Annotated in this window: 14 protein-coding genes and 1 tRNA gene; 11 read left to right on the plus strand and 4 right to left on the minus strand. The window is 68.7% G+C overall.

Translation table 11 applies throughout. The annotated features are described in order from the left end of the window. Nucleotides 1-27: 27 nt before the first annotated feature. From rplQ to U742_RS0118565, 7 genes are all read left to right on the plus strand, one after another. Nucleotides 28-462, plus strand: coding sequence for a 50S ribosomal protein L17 (gene rplQ, locus U742_RS0118535; protein WP_029355739.1), 435 nt, complete (start codon nt 28-30; stop codon nt 460-462). Nucleotides 463-589: 127 nt separating this feature from the next. Beyond that, nucleotides 590-2,020 carry a DegQ family serine endoprotease gene (locus U742_RS0118540; RefSeq protein ID WP_029355741.1) on the plus strand — a complete coding sequence of 477 codons (1,431 nt, stop codon included), beginning with the start codon at nt 590-592 and terminating at the stop codon, nt 2,018-2,020. Nucleotides 2,021-2,025: 5 nt separating this feature from the next. Further along, nucleotides 2,026-3,336 (plus strand): replication-associated recombination protein A, encoded by a 1,311-nt coding sequence (locus U742_RS0118545; protein ID WP_029355743.1) that lies wholly within the window; start codon nt 2,026-2,028, stop codon nt 3,334-3,336. 130 nt (nt 3,337-3,466) lie between these two features. Further along, on the plus strand, nt 3,467-3,850 hold the full coding sequence (crcB, locus tag U742_RS0118550; protein WP_029355745.1) for a fluoride efflux transporter CrcB: 384 nt from the start codon (nt 3,467-3,469) through the stop codon (nt 3,848-3,850). 43 nt (nt 3,851-3,893) lie between these two features. Beyond that, nucleotides 3,894-4,979, plus strand: a complete 1,086-nt coding sequence (locus U742_RS0118555; RefSeq protein WP_029355747.1) for an RluA family pseudouridine synthase — start codon at nt 3,894-3,896, stop codon at nt 4,977-4,979. Between the two features lie 167 nt (nt 4,980-5,146). Then, on the plus strand, nt 5,147-6,067 hold the full coding sequence (locus U742_RS0118560; protein WP_156034271.1) for a hypothetical protein: 921 nt from the start codon (nt 5,147-5,149) through the stop codon (nt 6,065-6,067). 176 nt (nt 6,068-6,243) lie between these two features. After that, nucleotides 6,244-6,990: a polysaccharide deacetylase family protein gene (locus tag U742_RS0118565; RefSeq protein ID WP_248310420.1), complete on the plus strand. Its 747-nt coding sequence runs from the start codon at nt 6,244-6,246 to the stop codon at nt 6,988-6,990. 55 nt (nt 6,991-7,045) lie between these two features. Here U742_RS0118565 and U742_RS0118570 read toward each other — a convergent pair. After that, nucleotides 7,046-7,130: transfer RNA gene (locus tag U742_RS0118570), tRNA-Leu, on the minus strand. A 154-nt stretch (nt 7,131-7,284) separates the two neighbouring features. Here U742_RS0118570 and lipB point away from each other — a divergent pair. Continuing rightward, nucleotides 7,285-8,010, plus strand: coding sequence for a lipoyl(octanoyl) transferase LipB (lipB, locus tag U742_RS0118575; RefSeq protein WP_029355752.1), 726 nt, complete (start codon nt 7,285-7,287; stop codon nt 8,008-8,010). A gap of 5 nt (nt 8,011-8,015) precedes the next feature. On the opposite strand, the gene U742_RS0118580 is transcribed toward lipB, so the two are convergent. Then, complete coding sequence (locus U742_RS0118580) at nt 8,016-8,309, minus strand: acylphosphatase (protein ID WP_029355754.1); 294 nt, start codon at nt 8,307-8,309, stop codon at nt 8,016-8,018. A 302-nt stretch (nt 8,310-8,611) separates the two neighbouring features. Between U742_RS0118580 and mgtE the strand changes: the two genes are divergently transcribed. The 3 genes from mgtE to U742_RS0118595 all read left to right on the plus strand — a co-directional run bounded on the left by mgtE (nt 8,612) and on the right by U742_RS0118595 (nt 13,236). Next, nucleotides 8,612-10,009 carry a magnesium transporter gene (gene mgtE / locus U742_RS0118585; RefSeq protein ID WP_029355756.1) on the plus strand — a complete coding sequence of 466 codons (1,398 nt, stop codon included), beginning with the start codon at nt 8,612-8,614 and terminating at the stop codon, nt 10,007-10,009. Nucleotides 10,010-10,089: 80 nt separating this feature from the next. Continuing rightward, nucleotides 10,090-12,432 carry a putative bifunctional diguanylate cyclase/phosphodiesterase gene (locus tag U742_RS22670; protein ID WP_051661328.1) on the plus strand — a complete coding sequence of 781 codons (2,343 nt, stop codon included), beginning with the start codon at nt 10,090-10,092 and terminating at the stop codon, nt 12,430-12,432. A gap of 6 nt (nt 12,433-12,438) precedes the next feature. After that, on the plus strand, nt 12,439-13,236 hold the full coding sequence (locus U742_RS0118595; RefSeq protein WP_029355760.1) for a YdcF family protein: 798 nt from the start codon (nt 12,439-12,441) through the stop codon (nt 13,234-13,236). A gap of 13 nt (nt 13,237-13,249) precedes the next feature. Here U742_RS0118595 and U742_RS0118600 read toward each other — a convergent pair whose 3' ends face one another. Both U742_RS0118600 and U742_RS0118605 read right to left on the minus strand, forming a co-directional pair. Further along, nucleotides 13,250-14,011: a metallophosphoesterase family protein gene (locus U742_RS0118600; RefSeq protein WP_248310421.1), complete on the minus strand. Its 762-nt coding sequence runs from the start codon at nt 14,009-14,011 to the stop codon at nt 13,250-13,252. Further along, nucleotides 14,011-15,063, minus strand: coding sequence for an NAD-dependent epimerase (locus tag U742_RS0118605; RefSeq protein ID WP_029355764.1), 1,053 nt, complete (start codon nt 15,061-15,063; stop codon nt 14,011-14,013). The genes U742_RS0118600 and U742_RS0118605 overlap by 1 nt, the downstream gene beginning before the upstream one ends. Nucleotides 15,064-15,138 lie beyond the last annotated feature (75 nt).

The following is a 15,138-nucleotide window of genomic DNA, read 5'->3' on the forward strand; positions in this document are numbered from 1 at the left end:
AAGCCGTCGCATTGTAGGAATGTTGCCATGAACCACGGCAAGGCCCATCGCCGGTTCAACCGGTCCGCCGAGCACCGCAAAGCCATGTTCGCCAACATGGCGCAGGCGCTCATCACCCACGAGCAGATCGTCACCACCCTGCCGAAGGCGAAGGATCTTCGCCCGGTCGTGGAGAAGCTGATCACCCTCGGCAAGCGCGGCGACCTGCACGCGCGCCGCCAAGCGATCGCCGAGGTGCGCGACGTCGTCGTCGTGCGCAAGCTGTTCGACGTCATCGGCCCGCGCTACAAGGAGCGCAACGGTGGCTACACCCGCATCATCAAGGCGGGCTTCCGCCATGGTGACTCGGCTCCGGTCGCGGTGATCGAGCTGGTCGACCGCGACGTCGAGGCCAAGGGCGCCGCCGATCTCGCCCGCCACGAGGCGACCAAGGCCGCCACCGAGGAGACCGCCGCGGCCTGAGCCGCGCGTCTTCCGGATCAAGATCAGGGCGGCCTTCGGGCCGCCCTTTTTGTTTGGCGCACGGGGACTGTCGAGAGCAGGGGCGCGGCCCTATCGAAGCCATGCTCGCGCGTCTATATCTCGCCGCATGAGACATGCTGCGAATCTCCTGTTTGCCCTTCTGTTCGCCGCCAGCCTCGCCGTGCCCGCGGCGCAGGCCGAGACGCCGCGCGTGCCGACCTCCCGCGCCGAGATTGGCCTCTCCTTCGCGCCGGTCGTGGCGCAGACGGCACCGGCGATCGTCAACGTCTATGCCGAGAAGACTGTGCAGCAGCGGCGCAACCCGCTGATGGACGATCCGTTCTTCCGCCGCTTCTTCGGCGGTCCCGGCGGCCCGGGCGGGCCCGGCTTCAGCACGCCGAACGAGCGGGTGCAGCGTTCGCTCGGCTCCGGTGTGATCGTCGGCGCGGCCGGTATCGTGGTGACCAACAACCACGTGATCGACGGTGCCGACGAAATCCGCGTCTCGCTCGCCGACAAGCGCGAGTTCGAGGCGGAGATCATGCTGCGCGACCCGCGCACCGATCTTGCCGTGCTGCGCCTGAATGCGAAGGGGCAGAGCTTCCCGGCGGCGACGCTCGGCAGCTCGGACGATCTCGCCGTCGGCGACATCGTGCTCGCCATCGGCAACCCGTTCGGCGTCGGCCAGACGGTGACGCAGGGCATCGTGTCGGCGCTCGCCCGCACGCAGGTGGGCATCAGCGACTACCAGTTCTTCATCCAGACCGATGCCGCCATCAATCCCGGCAATTCGGGCGGCGCGCTGGTCGACGGGGCGGGCCGGGTGGTCGGCATCAACACCGCGATCTTCTCGCGTTCCGGCGGCTCGCAGGGCATCGGCTTCGCCATTCCCGCCGACATGGTGCGGGTGGTGCTGCAATCGGCGATGAGCGGCGGCAAGGCGGTGCGTCGGCCCTGGCTCGGCGCCCGGCTGCAGAAGGTGACGCCGGATATCGCCGACGGGCTCGATCTGCCGCGTCCGGTCGGCGCGCTGGTGCAGAGCGTCTCGCCGGGCAGCCCGGCCGCCAAGGCGGGCCTGAAGACCGGCGACCTCATCGTCGGCGTCGAAGGGCTGGAGGTCGACGACCCCGACGCCTTCGGCTACCGCTTCGCCACCCGTCCGCTCGGGGGGGAGGCGAAGGTGAAGATCATCCGCCAGAAGCGCGAGATGGCGCTCGCCATCGCCCTGGAGGCGGCGCCGGAGACGACCCCGCGCGACGAGATCACGGTGACCGGTCGCACGCCGCTCACTGGGGCGACGGTGGTGAATCTGTCGCCGGCGGTCGCCGAGGAGCTGCGCACGGTCGATCTCGACAAGGGCGTGGTGGTGACGGCGGTTGCCGAGGGCACGCCGGCGGATGCCACCAACCTCAAGCCCGGCGACGTCATATTGGAGGTCAATGGCGAGACCATATCCGACACCGGCGATCTCGCGCGCGCAACGCGGCAGCCCTCGCGGGTCTGGCGCATCACGGTGCAGCGCGGCGGGCGCAAGGTGACCGCCATGCTGCCGGGCTGACCGGCGTGGCCGACCTCTTCTCCAGTGCCGGCCTCGACGACAGCGCGCCGCGCCCGCTGGCCGACCGGTTGCGCCCGGCCAAGCTGGAGGACGTGGTCGGCCAGGAGCACCTTACGGGACCCGACGGGCTGCTCAGCCGTATGCTGGCGACCCGCTCGCTCGGCTCGCTGATCTTCTGGGGGCCGCCCGGTACCGGCAAGACAACCGTCGCACGGCTGCTGGCGCAGGGCACCGACCTGTCCTTCGAGCAGGTCTCGGCGATCTTCACCGGGGTGGCCGAGCTCAAGAAGGTGTTCGACGCCGCCCGCGCGCGCCGCGTCATCGGCAAGGGCACGCTGCTCTTCGTCGACGAGATTCACCGCTTCAACAAGGCGCAGCAGGACAGTTTCCTGCCGGTGATGGAAGACGGAACCATCACGCTCATCGGCGCCACCACCGAGAATCCGTCCTTCGAGCTCAATGCGGCGCTGCTCTCCCGCGCGCGGGTGCTGGTGTTCCGCCCGCTCGACGAGGCGGCAATCGGCCGGCTGCTGGTCCGCGCCGAGGAACTCGAGGGCAGGGCCCTGCCGCTCGACGCCGAGGCCCGCGACATGCTCGCCCGCATGGCGGACGGCGACGGGCGGGCGGCGCTCACGCTGGCGGAGGAGGTGTGGCGCGCCGCGCGGCCGGACGAGATGTTCGATTCCGCGCAGCTCCAGGAGATCGTGCAGCGCCGCGCGCCGATCTACGACAAGAGCGAGGACGGCCACTACAACCTCATCTCCGCCTTGCACAAGTCGGTGCGCGGCTCGGACCCGGACGCGACGCTCTATTATCTCGCGCGGATGCTGGATGCCGGCGAGAACCCGCTGTTCCTCGCCCGCCGGCTGGTGCGCATGGCTTCCGAGGACATCGGCAATGCCGACCCGCAGGCGCTCGTCGTCGCCAATGCGGCGAAGGATGCCTATGACTTCCTCGGCACGCCGGAAGGCGAGCTCGCCTTGGCGCAGGCCGCCGTCTATCTCGCCACCGCGCCGAAGTCGAATGCGGTCTATACCGCCTGGAAGCAGGCTCTGCGCGTCGCCAAGGAGGGCGGCTCGCTGGTGCCGCCCAAGCACATCCTCAACGCGCCGACCAAGCTGATGAAGGGCGAGGGCTACGGCTCGGGTTACCGCTACGACCACGACCAGCCCGATGCCTTCTCCGGCCAGGACTATTTCCCCGAGAAGCTCGGTCGCCAGCATTTCTACGAGCCGGTGGAGCGCGGCTTCGAGCGCGAGATCAGGAAGCGGCTCGACTATTGGGCGAAGCTCCGGGCCGAGCGTGGCGGGCGGTGATCGCGTGGATGCTGGTCCCGTTCATCAGGCGTCGCCGTCAAGCTGGGCCGCAGCCGTGGTCTGGCGATTGCGTATTCGCCATAGCTGCACGACCATTCCGCGAATGTTCCAACCTCGATCCGATCGCATCATGCTCCCCATCCTTCTCGTCTTCGTCGGTGCCGGCATTGGCGGCGTGCTGCGCCATTTCGTGAACGTGCTCGGGCCGCGCGTCTTCGGCGCCGGATTCCCGGCCGGAACCATGCTGGTCAACATTTCGGGCTCGCTGCTCATCGGCGTCATCGTCGGCTGGCTGGCCTTCCGGGTGCAGTCGCCGTGGTCGCCGAACCTCAGGCTCTTCGCGGTGACGGGGATGCTCGGCGGTTTCACCACCTTCTCCGCCTTCTCGCTCGATTTCGCACTGCTGGTGGAGCGCGGCGAGCTCGGCGCGGCGGTGGTCTACGTCGCCGGCTCGGTCGGGCTCTCGCTCGTCGCCGTGTTTGCGGGGCTTGCCTTCGTGCGCGCTATGGCGTGAGCGGCGCGGCTCGTCTATCTCCTGAAGCTGAGGAGATATTCACATGGCCGTCGAGACACGCAGCGTCGATCGCGACGAGGAGGGGATGCGGCTGGACCGCTGGTTCAAGACGCATTTCCCCGATCTCGCCTTCGGTCATCTGCAGAAGCTGCTGCGCAGCGGGCAGGTGCGGGTCGATGGCGGGCGGGTGAAGAGCAATACGCGCCTTTCCGCCGGCCAGAGCATCCGCATTCCGCCGCTGGAGGAGAAGCCGCAGGCCTCCGCCGCCGATTTTCTCGACGCGCAGGAGGCCGAGGCGCGCGGCGAAGCGCCGCCGCGCGTGCCGCGTGCGGTGGCGCAGGGCGGCTTCCGTCCGGCGGCGCCGGCTGTGAAGCGCGCCGTGGCCGACGACAAGGACGCGGTCTTCCTCAAATCCATCACGCTCTACGAGGATCGCGATGTGATGGTGCTGAACAAGCCCTATGGCCTCGCCGTGCAGGGCGGCTCGGGCACCTATCGCCATATCGACGGTCTGATGGAATCGCTGCGCACCGAGGATGGGCAGAAGCCGCGCCTTGTGCACCGCATCGACAAGGACACCTCCGGCATCCTGCTCATCGCCAAGTCGCGGCTCGCCGCCTCGACGCTCGCCAAGACGTTCCGTTCGCGCGCCGCCCGAAAGATCTACTGGGCGCTGGTACCGGGCGTGCCGAAGCCGCGGCAGGGGCGCATCTCGACCTATCTCGCCAAGGACGAGGGCGCCGAGAGGATGCGCGTCGCTCGCCATGGCGACGACGAGGCGAGCCACGCCGTCTCCTACTACGCCGTGGTCGACCAGGCGGCGCAGAAGCTCTCCTGGCTGTCGCTGAAGCCGGTGACGGGGCGCACGCACCAACTGCGCGCCCATGCCGCCCATATCGGCCATCCGATCGTCGGGGACCCCAAATATTTCGACATCGAGAACTGGCCGCTGCCCGGCGGGCTGCAGAACCGGCTGCATCTTCTGGCGCGCCGGCTGGTCATCCCGCACCCGCGCGAGGGGGTGATCGACGTCTCCGCGCCGCTGCCTCCGCACATGCAGCAGAGCTGGGCGGTGCTGGGCTTCGACGCCTCGCACTACGACCCGATCGTCGACGCGCCGGAGAGCTGAGCGCGCGAAACCCGGCGCCGATCAGGGCAGGGAAACGAATCACCCGCTTTGTTCCTAAGTCGTTCTAATTCTTTTGTTCTATCCACCGGCCCGGCCACGATTGGTAACCGCTCGGTAACTTCCGCCCCGCAAAATTGCTTAAAATCCTATAAAGCGGAGGCTCTCCCGTGAGCGAGCAGTTCAGCAGGCGGTGCGGTCGTGGCTCGGTCGGCGCGGCGGCAGCCGCCGACGTCGCCTATTTGAGCCGGTCCATGTTCGAGGGCGGCGCGGCGAACCCGGCGGATGTCGCCGATCTCATCGCCTTCGACCGCCTGGTGGCGGCGGATGCGCCGGAATGGGCGGCGTTCTTCGCCGAGGCGGTTTCCTCCTATCTGCTCCGGCAGGCGAGCCCGGTCGACATCGTCGATGTCGAGAAGGCGGACTGGCTGATGAGCGAGCTGGCGCCAAACGGCAGCCTCGTCGAGAGCCCGCGGGGACTTCCGCTTCTCCTGCGCGTGATGGAAGGTGCGCGTTCGGTCGCGCCGTCGCTGCCTGCCTTCGCGTTGCGGCAGTTGCGCACCGCCATCATCACCGGCGAGGGGCCGCTGGCGGCGGGCCGCGTGCATTTCAGCCGGGTGGTCGATGCGGGTGACGTCGCGCTCATGCGCCGTATCCTGATCGCCGGCGGCGGCGGGGAGGGGCGCCCGGTCTCCCGCGCCGAGGCGGATGCGCTGTTCGACATCCACGACGCTACCATCGATGCCACCAACGACGCCGATTTCGAGCCGCTGTTCCTGCGCGCGCTGATGCAGCACCTGCGTGCCGCCTCCGGCCATGGCGTCGGCTCGCGTCGTGGCGCGCTGCAGGCCGAGATCTCGCGCAACCTGCTGCCGGGCCTTGATCTGCTCGCGGCGGCTGGCTATCGGCCGGATCCCGCCAGCCTGGTCGAGTCGGTGTCGCTTTCGCCGGGCAGCGCCAACTGGCTCGCCGAGCGCATCCTGCGCGACGGGCGGGTGAGCCGCGCGACGCGGGCGCTCAAGACGCTTCTGGTCACCGAGACGGTAATGCTGGAGGATTCGCTCCGCGCCCTGCTCGACCGCGCCGCCTGAGATCGTTCCGATCGGCCATGTCGCGCGGGGCCTCGGCGTCGCGCGGAGGCTTGAGACCATTTGCGCGCTGGCCGTGACGGCGCCCATGGCTTATGGGGTGTGCAGCGCAAATGGATGGACAGCCGATGTCTCGCCTCGCGCGGCGCGCCGCGCTTTTTCTCGTTCTTTTCAGTAGCTTGATCCTGAGCGCTGAACATGCCCGGGCGGCGCAGGCCTGCGAGGGCCGGCTCGGCACCGCGCGCACGCTCGCCATCGAGCCGGCCGGCCAGCAGCTCGGCCTCAAGCACTTCCCACAGAGCCTGCCGCTGGAGCAGGGCGAGGTGGTGCTCACCTTCGACGACGGTCCGCTGCCCAACCTCACGCCCAAGGTGCTGAAGGCGCTGGCGGATGAGTGCGTGCACGCCACCTTCTTCCTTGTCGGCCAGAACGCGGCAGCCCATCCGGCGCTGGCAAAGCGCATTGTCGCGGAAGGACATACGCTCGGCCATCACAGCATGACGCATCCGATGACGCTGGCTGACCTGCCGTTCGACAAGGCGGTCGCCGACATCGAGCGCGGCATCTCGGCTGACGAGAAGGCGGCCTATGGCAGCGTCTCGGCGCAGGCACGGGTGCCGTTCTTCCGCTTCCCCGGATTCGGTTCCTCCCCGGCGCTGCTGGACTACATGACGAAGCGCGGATTCGCGGTGTTCGGCGCCGACCTGTGGGCCAGCGACTGGAACCCGATGACACCGGAGGAGGAGCTCAAGCTGGTGATGGAGCGCCTCGACCATGCCGGCCGCGGCATCATCCTGTTCCATGACACGCGGGCGCAGACGGTGAAGATGCTGCCGGCCTTCCTGCATGCCTTGAAGGAGCGCGGCTACAGGATCGTGCACGTCGTGCCGAACGCCCCCATGGCCGCGAGCGGCATCGCGCAATAGCCCAAACGACGACGGCGGCCCGAGGGCCGCCGTTCCTGTCTGCTTATTCCTGAAATGGTGCGGTCGAGAGGACTCGAACCTCCACGGTGTTACCCACTGCCACCTCAAGGCAGCGCGTCTACCAATTCCGCCACGACCGCATTCCCGAATGCCGGGGCCGCCAAAGGCGGGGCCCGGCGCGGGCGGCCATCGTCTAACAGATCGACTCCGGCTCCACAAGGCCCGCGGCGGTGGTTCGATCGCGCTTCACGGCCCTATGCAGACATTCGCGAAGCGGATGATTATCTGTGCGCCATGAGCCATCTCGATATTCCGGCGCGACAGGCGCGCGACGATCTCGAAACGACCTTCCGTGCGCTCGACGGCTCGCCGCCGGTACGCTGGCGCGTGTCGGAGGGGCTGGTCGCCTATCCTGACGCGCTCGCCGAGATGGACCTTCTCGTCGACGCCATCGCCGCGGGGCGGGGGAAGGAGACGGTATGGCTGCTGGAGCACCCGCCGCTCTACACGGCGGGCACCAGCGCGCGGCCGGAAGATCTCGTGGAGGCGAACCGCTTCCCGGTGTTCCAGAGCGGGCGGGGCGGGCAGTTCACCTATCACGGCCCGGGCCAGCGGGTCGCCTATGTGATGCTTGACCTGAAGCGCCGTGGCCAGGACCTCCGCCGCTATGTCGCGGCGCTGGAGGAATGGCTGATCCGCGCGCTCTGGTCGTTCCATGTCCGCGGCGAGCGGCGCGAGGACCGCGTAGGCGTCTGGGTGCGCCGGCCGACCAAGCCGGGCGAGGCCGAGGACAAGATCGCCGCGATCGGCATCCGCGTGCGCCGCTGGGTGACGCTGCACGGCGTCGCGCTGAACGTCGATCCCGATCTCTCGCATTTCGGCGGCATCGTGCCCTGCGGCGTGCGCGAGCACGGCGTGACGAGCCTTGTCGATCTCGGCCTGCCGGTCGGGTTGAGCGAGGCGGATGCCGCGCTGCGGGCGGCGTTCGAGGAGGTGTTCGGCCCGACCTCGGACGCCTGAGGGGGTTAGAGGGTGGGCAGGACGCCGAAGCGGGTTCCGGCGGGGCGCAGGGCGGCCGAGGCGGCGTCGGCCCGGTGCGTCTCGATATCCGTCACCTGAGCCGCCGGCGGCCCCTCGCGACACACGTCAAGAAGCTGGTCGATGGCCGCATCCGCGCCGCCGAGCACGGCCTCGACGGTGCCGTTGGAGCGGTTGCGCGCCCAGCCCTCGATGCCGCGCCGGCGCGCCTCCTCGGCCAGCCATGCGCGATAGCCGACACCCTGCACGCGGCCGTGCACGACGATTCGCAGATGCCGCATCGCGTGCCCCCCGGCGCATGCTGTGAACTGGAATGCCAGCATCATTCGCGAGTGCAGCGAAACCCGCAAGACAATATCCGACCTGACGTTGCGCAGCGCACCATTCGTGCCGTCGGGCGCATTGCGTTTCGCCGTACGGCTCCATAGAAGGGCGCTGTTCCTCCGCGGTGCTTCCCGTTCGGGCGGAACCGCCTGAACGACAGGAAGTGCTCTCTCTCAACGGGTTGGAGCATGCTCTCGTCGCAAAAGCCCTTCATTTTTGCGCAACATGATCCGGTCCCGGGTTCGAGCTGGAGAGCGGTATGGCCGAAGAGACCGAGCTTGCCGTCCCGCCGCCGCGTCCGCCCGAAGAGAATCGGCCGGCGGGTGACGATCCGGCTTTCGTCGAGCGCGTATCGGAGGCGATCGCGCGCGAGGACGCGGCGGCGCTGCGTGCTCACGTCGCCGACCTGCACGAGGCCGATGTCGGCGCGCTGATCGAGGCGCTTCCGGCCGCCGACCGGCCGAAGCTGATCACGCTGCTCGGCGCCGATTTCGACTTCACCGCGCTGACCGAGCTCGACGAGACGGTCCGCGTGCAGATCCTCGAGGAACTGCCCGTCGAGACGGTGGCGGAAGGCGTGCGGGACATCGATTCCGACGACGCCGTCTACATCCTTGAGGACCTCGACGACGCCGAGAAGCAGGAGATTCTCGGCCAACTGCCCATGCTGGAACGCGCGGCGCTGCAGCGCAGCCTCGATTATCCCGAGGAGAGCGCCGGCCGCCGCATGCAGACCGAGTTCATAGCGGTGCCGCCGTTCTGGACCGTCGGTCAGACGCTCGACTACATCAGCGAGACGGAGGGCCTGCCGGAGACCTTCTTCGAGGTCTTCGTCGTCGATCCGACCTATCGTCTCACCGGCTCGGTGCCCCTCGACCGGCTGCTGCGCACCAAGCGCGGCGTGAAGCTCGCCGAAGTGGTGATGCCGGACCGGCATGTGGTGAAGGCGACCGACGACCAGGAGGACGTGGCGCGGGTCTTCGAACGCTACAACCTGATCTCGGCGCCGGTCGTCGACGATGCCAGCCGGCTGGTCGGCGTGCTGACGGTCGACGACATCGTCGACGTCATCCAGGAGGAGGCCGACGAGGACCTGAAGGCGCTGGGCGGCGTGGCCGGCGACGAGGAGCTCTCCGACAGCTTCTGGTACATCGCCAAGAGCCGCTTCTCCTGGCTCCTGCTCAACCTGATCGCCGCCAATGTCGCCTCCTTCGTCATCGCGCTGTTCGAGGGCGAGCTGCAGCGCATGGTCGCCCTCGCGGTGCTGATGCCGATCGTCGCCAGCCAGGGCGGCAATGCGGGCACGCAGACCATGACGGTCGCGGTGCGCGCGCTCGCGACCCGCGAATTGCGCCCCAGCAACGCCGGCCGGGTCATCGCGCGCGAGCTGCTGGTCGGCCTGTTCAATGGCGTCGCCTTCGCTGTCATCATGGCGGTGGTGGTGTTCGCACGGTTCGGCATCGCGGATCTCGGCTTCGTCATCGCTCTGGCGATGATCATCAATCTGATCGCGGCGGCGCTGGGCGGCATCCTCATTCCGCTCGCGCTGGCGCGGATTAAGGTCGATCCGGCGGTAGCCTCCGGGCCGTTCGTGACGACCATCACCGACGTCGTCGGCTTTTTCGCCTTCCTCGGCATCGCATCGCTCTGGTTTTGATGCGGCGGATCGGCTGACATTTACAATGCCACGGTTTAGTCGTTAGCGACGATTCGAATTTCGTGGCATCGGAAGCCGTGATGAACCTTGGCGAAGCCTCAGGCGGCGATGAGCCGGCCGCCTCGCCCAAGGGCAGGAAGCGGGCCGCGATACCCCGTTTTGCCGGGCCCGGCGATCGCATCATCATCGCGGTGGCGCTCGTGGTGGTGGCGGCCATCGCGGCGATGGGCGCCTTCTCGCTGGTGGCGGCCGAGCGCATCGACGCGGCGTCGCGGCAGCGCTGGAGCGAGCTCGTCACCGAGACGCTGGAGCGTCGGGCCGCATCGCTGGAGCGCGATCTGGCGAGCTTCGCGCATTGGGACGAGTCGGTGCTGCGCACCGCCTATTTCCTCGACGTCGACTGGGTACACCGCAATTTCGGGCGCTGGCTGCACGATTCGCAGAAGCACGACCGTTCCTACATCGTGCTCGACAGCCGGGTCGGATACGCGGCGATCGACGGCGAGCTTGTGCCTCCGGAGAAGGCCCCCTTCGACGCGGCGGCGATCATGCCGCTCGTCCGCCAAGTGCAGGACGCCTATATGGCGAACGCGGCGCGGGTGGCGGCCGAGGTGGAGCAGCGGGGCGACCCGCCCGACGCCAGCGCCAGCCCGACCGTCCCGCCGGTGTTCCGCGCCGGCTATGTGCGCCACGAAGGCCGGCCGGTGCTGATCGGCGCCATCAGCATCACGCCGGACTATGGCCGGGTGATTTCCCCCACCCGGTCGCCGCCGGTCGCGGTGACGGTCCTGTTCCTCGAGGGCAAGTTCCTCGGCGGGCTGGCGAGCGAGCTGCACGTCACCGGGCCGCAACTGGCGGAAGCGATGCCGGCGGACGACCGGATGGGCGTGCCCATTCCGTTCGCCGATCCCAACGCGCGGCCCGCCTGGCTCACCTGGATTCCCGAAAATCCCGGCAGCCTTCTGCTGGGGGCGCTACTACCCGCCCTCATCGGCACCGCCGTCCTCCTGCTCGCCGCCGCGGCGATCGTGCTGTGGTATGCCCGGCGGGCGACCTACGACCTCGCCGAGAGCGAGGCGCTGGCCTCACGGCTCGCCTATATCGATCCGCTGTGCGGCCTCGCCAATCGCGCGATGCTCATGCGCGTGCTGGCCGACCGGCTCACGCAGGTGACGCCCTGCAGCCGCCTCGCCCTGTTCTTCGTCGACCTCGACGGCTTCAAGGACATCAACGACACGCTCGGCCACCATTTCGGCGACCTGCTGCTCGCGGAGGTCGGCAGCCGCCTGAACGCGCGGGTCGGCAAGGGCGGGCTTGCCGCCCGCTTCGGCGGCGACGAGTTCGTGCTGCTCATTCCTGTCAGCAGCGACGACGCCGAGATCGAGCGTCACGGCGAGGCCCTCCTCGCGACCCTGGCCGAACCCATTCAGGTGGCCGGCCAGACGCTGATGATCGGCGGCTCGATCGGCGCCACGGTGGCGCCGGACCACGGCCTGTCGGCCAATGAGCTGATCCGGCTCGCCGACATCGCCGTCTACCGGGCGAAGGCGGAGGGGCGGGGGGCGTTCCGCCTGTTTCAGCCGGAGATGGAAAGCGATCTGCGCCACCGCCGCGAGGTGGAGATCGAGCTCGCCCACGCGCTCAAGCATGGTGGGCTGGAGGTCCACTATCAGCCGCAGCTCGCCGCGGACGGCGAGACCCTGATCGGCTGCGAGGCGCTGGTGCGCTGGATGCACCCGACCCGCGGGGCGATCCCGCCGGCTGAGTTCATGCCCATCGCCGAGCAGGCCGGGCTGGTGACCGAGCTCGACATGTGGGTGCTGCGCCGAGCCTGCCAGCAGGCGCGCAACTGGGGAAATCTCAAGCTCGGCGTGAATCTCTCGCCGGTCGATTTCCGCCTGCGGAACCTCACGCTCCGCATCGGCGAGATCCTCGAGGAGACCGGCTTCGATCCGCGCCGGCTGGAGATCGAGATCACCGAGAACCTGTTGTTCGGCAATCATCCCGACGCGTTCAACGAGCTCGCGGGGCTGCGCAGCCGCGGCGTGCGCATCGCGCTCGACGATTTCGGCAGCGGCTATTCCTCGCTCGGCTACATCCGCCGCTTCCGCGTCGATTCCATCAAGATCGACAAGAGCTTCACCCAGAACATCGGTCGCAGCGACGATGCGCCGGCCATCATCGACTGCGTGGTGCGCCTTGCCCGCGCGCTCGGCATCACCGTCACCGCCGAGGGCGTCGAGACCCGCGAGCAACTGCGCTACCTGCAGACGGTCGGCTGCCACAATGTCCAGGGTTTCCTGTTTGGGGCGGCGGCACCCGCGTCGCATATCGAGACGCTGATCGCCCGGACCGCGAATGTGTCGGGCGATACCGTACCGCGGCAATGGGTGCGCGGAACCGTGACGAGCTCCGCACGGTAGGCGCCGGTGTTCTTCCACGTCTCAAAGATCGTCTGGCTGCTGATCGTCCCATCGACCTTCCTGACGCTGCTCGCCTGTCTCGGGCTTGTGCTGGCGCCCTGGCGGCGTCGCGCCGGACTTTCGCTCGCGGCGGTGGGCGCCTTCGGCCTGCTGGCAGGCGGCCTGCTTCCCGTCGGCGCGCTCCTGACGAACGCGCTCGAGGAGCGCTTTCCCACCTTCATCGACGATGGACGGCCGGTCGACGGCGTCGTGCTGCTCGGCGGCGCCGAGCTGCCGGCGATCACCGCAGCGCGCGGGCAGCCGGCCTTTCAGGAGGCCGGCGAACGGGTGATCGCCTTTGCCGACCTCGCGCGGCGCTACCCATCCGCGCGGCTGCTGTTCACCGGCGCCAGCGGTTCGCTGGAGGAACAGCCGCCGAAGGAAAGCGAGACGATGCGGCTGGCACTGCCGGCGCTCGGCATTCCGGTCGGGCGGGTGATGATGGAGGAGCAGGCGCGCAACACCGACGAGAATGCACGCCTCGCCAAGGCTCTGGCGCAGCCGAACGCCGGCGAGCGCTGGCTGCTGGTCACCTCCGCCTATCACATGCCGCGCGCCGTCGGCAGCTTCCGCGCGGCCGGGTTCGAGGTGGTTGCCTATCCCGTCGATTACCGCACGACCGGCGGTGCCGGGCTGTGGAAGCTCAACCGCTCGGTCGCGGGCGGGCTCGCCGAGCTGGACCTCGCGGTCAGGGAGTGGATCGGGCTGATCGTCTACTGGATGAGCGGCCGGTCATCGAGCCCGGTTCCCGGCCCCACGCCTTGATATTGGACCGGCTCTAGCGCCGCGCCTGCATGAAGCCGACCTCGGTACCCTCGATGATCGCGGCGGTGAGGCGTCCGGTGCGGAAGGCCCCGGTGTCGACATTGATCTGGTTCCGGCGTCGCTCGGGCAATGGCACCGGCGTGTGGCCGTGCACCACGACCTTGCTGAAATCCGCGCGGCTGGACAGGAAAGGCTCGCGGATCCACAGTAGGTCCTCCGGCTCCTGCCGGTCGAGCGGCACGCCGGGCCGGACGCCGGCATGGCAGAAGAAATAGTCGCCGATCACCGCCTGGTCGCCGAGGCTGTCGAGAAAGGCCAGATGTTCGGGCGGCAGCGCGTCGAGGAAGGCCCGGTGCATCTGCCGGAACGCGGCGTCATTGAGCACGCCCGGCGGCGCGATGCCGTAGGAGGCGAGCGTTTCGATGCCGCCGAAGGCCTGCCAGTGCAGCATCACCAGCGGGTCGGCGACGAAGGCGCGCAGCACCTGCTCGTGATTGCCGCGCAGCATGATGCGCTCGTCGCCGAGCCGGGTGTACCGGAGACGCTCGATGACGCCCGCCGAATCCGGCCCGCGATCGACATAGTCGCCGAGATAGACGATCACGCTGTGCTCGACCGGGCGCCGGTCGAGGTCCTGCGCGATGCCCTCATGCATCATGTCGAGCAGGTCGGCGTGGCCGTGAATGTCGCCGATCGCATAGACGCGCATGCCCGGCGGGATGGCGGCCATCGCCGGCACGCTCTCGGCGGAATGCGGGGTGCCGTCCATTGCCATCAGAAGGCCGTCGCCATGCTCGGCGCGTAATAGGCACAGTACCATTCCACGAATCGACGGGTGCCTTCCTCGATGGAAGTGCGCGGGGCGAAGTCGACCGCTTCGGCGAGATCGTGGACGTCGGCGAAGGTCGCGCGAACGTCGCCCGGCTGCATGGGAAGGAACCGCTTGCGGGCCGTCCTGCCGGTCGCCTTCTCCAGCGCGGCGACGAGGGTCATCAGCTCGACCGGATCGCTGTTGCCGATGTTGTAGAGCCGGTAGGGGGCGAGCGAGGTGCCGGGATCGGGCGCCGCGCCGTCCCATGAGGGATTCGGCGTCGCCGGCCGGTCGACGAGCCGCACCACCGCCTCGACGACATCGTCGATATAGGTGAAGTCGCGCAGCATGGCGCCGTTGTTGAAGATGTCGATGGTGCGGCCAGCGAGGATCGCGTCGGTGAAGAGGAACATCGCCATGTCCGGCCGTCCCCACGGCCCGTAGACGGTGAAGAAGCGCAGCCCGGTCGTCGGCAGGCCGTAGAGATGGCTGTAGCTGTGCGCCATGAGCTCGTTCGCCTTCTTGGTCGCGGCGTAGAGGCTCACGGGGTGATCGACATTCTGGTGGATCGAGAAGGGCAGGGCGGTATTGGCGCCGTAGACCGAACTGGACGAGGCATAGAGCAGATGCCCGACCTCGGCGTGGCGGCAGCCCTCGAGCAGGTTGAGGAAGCCGACAAGATTCGAATCGACATAGGCGTGCGGGTTGGCGATCGAATGGCGCACGCCCGCCTGGGCGGCCATGTGAACCACCCGGCGTGGCGCGAGGCGGGCGAACAGGTCGGCGGTACTGGCACGGTCGGCGAGATCGAGCCGCTCGAAGCTGAAGCCCGGCAGCTTGCCCAGCTCGGCGAGGCGCGCGCGCTTCAGCGCGGGGTCGTAATAGTCGTTGAGGTTATCGACGCCGTGGACCGGCGTGCCCGCCTGCAGCAGCCTGCGCGCGATGTGAAAGCCGATGAAGCCCGCCGCGCCGGTGACGAGGACCGGCGCACCATGCGCGGAACGGGTGTAGGACACTGGGTTCATGCCGCGCGGAGCCTTGAGCTGCGCCGGATTTCCGGCGCCCGCGCAAGCTTATCAGCCTGCAATGTG

It is taken from the genome of Allobosea sp. 117 (assembly GCF_000702305.1).
GTDB lineage: Bacteria > Pseudomonadota > Alphaproteobacteria > Rhizobiales > Xanthobacteraceae > Ancylobacter.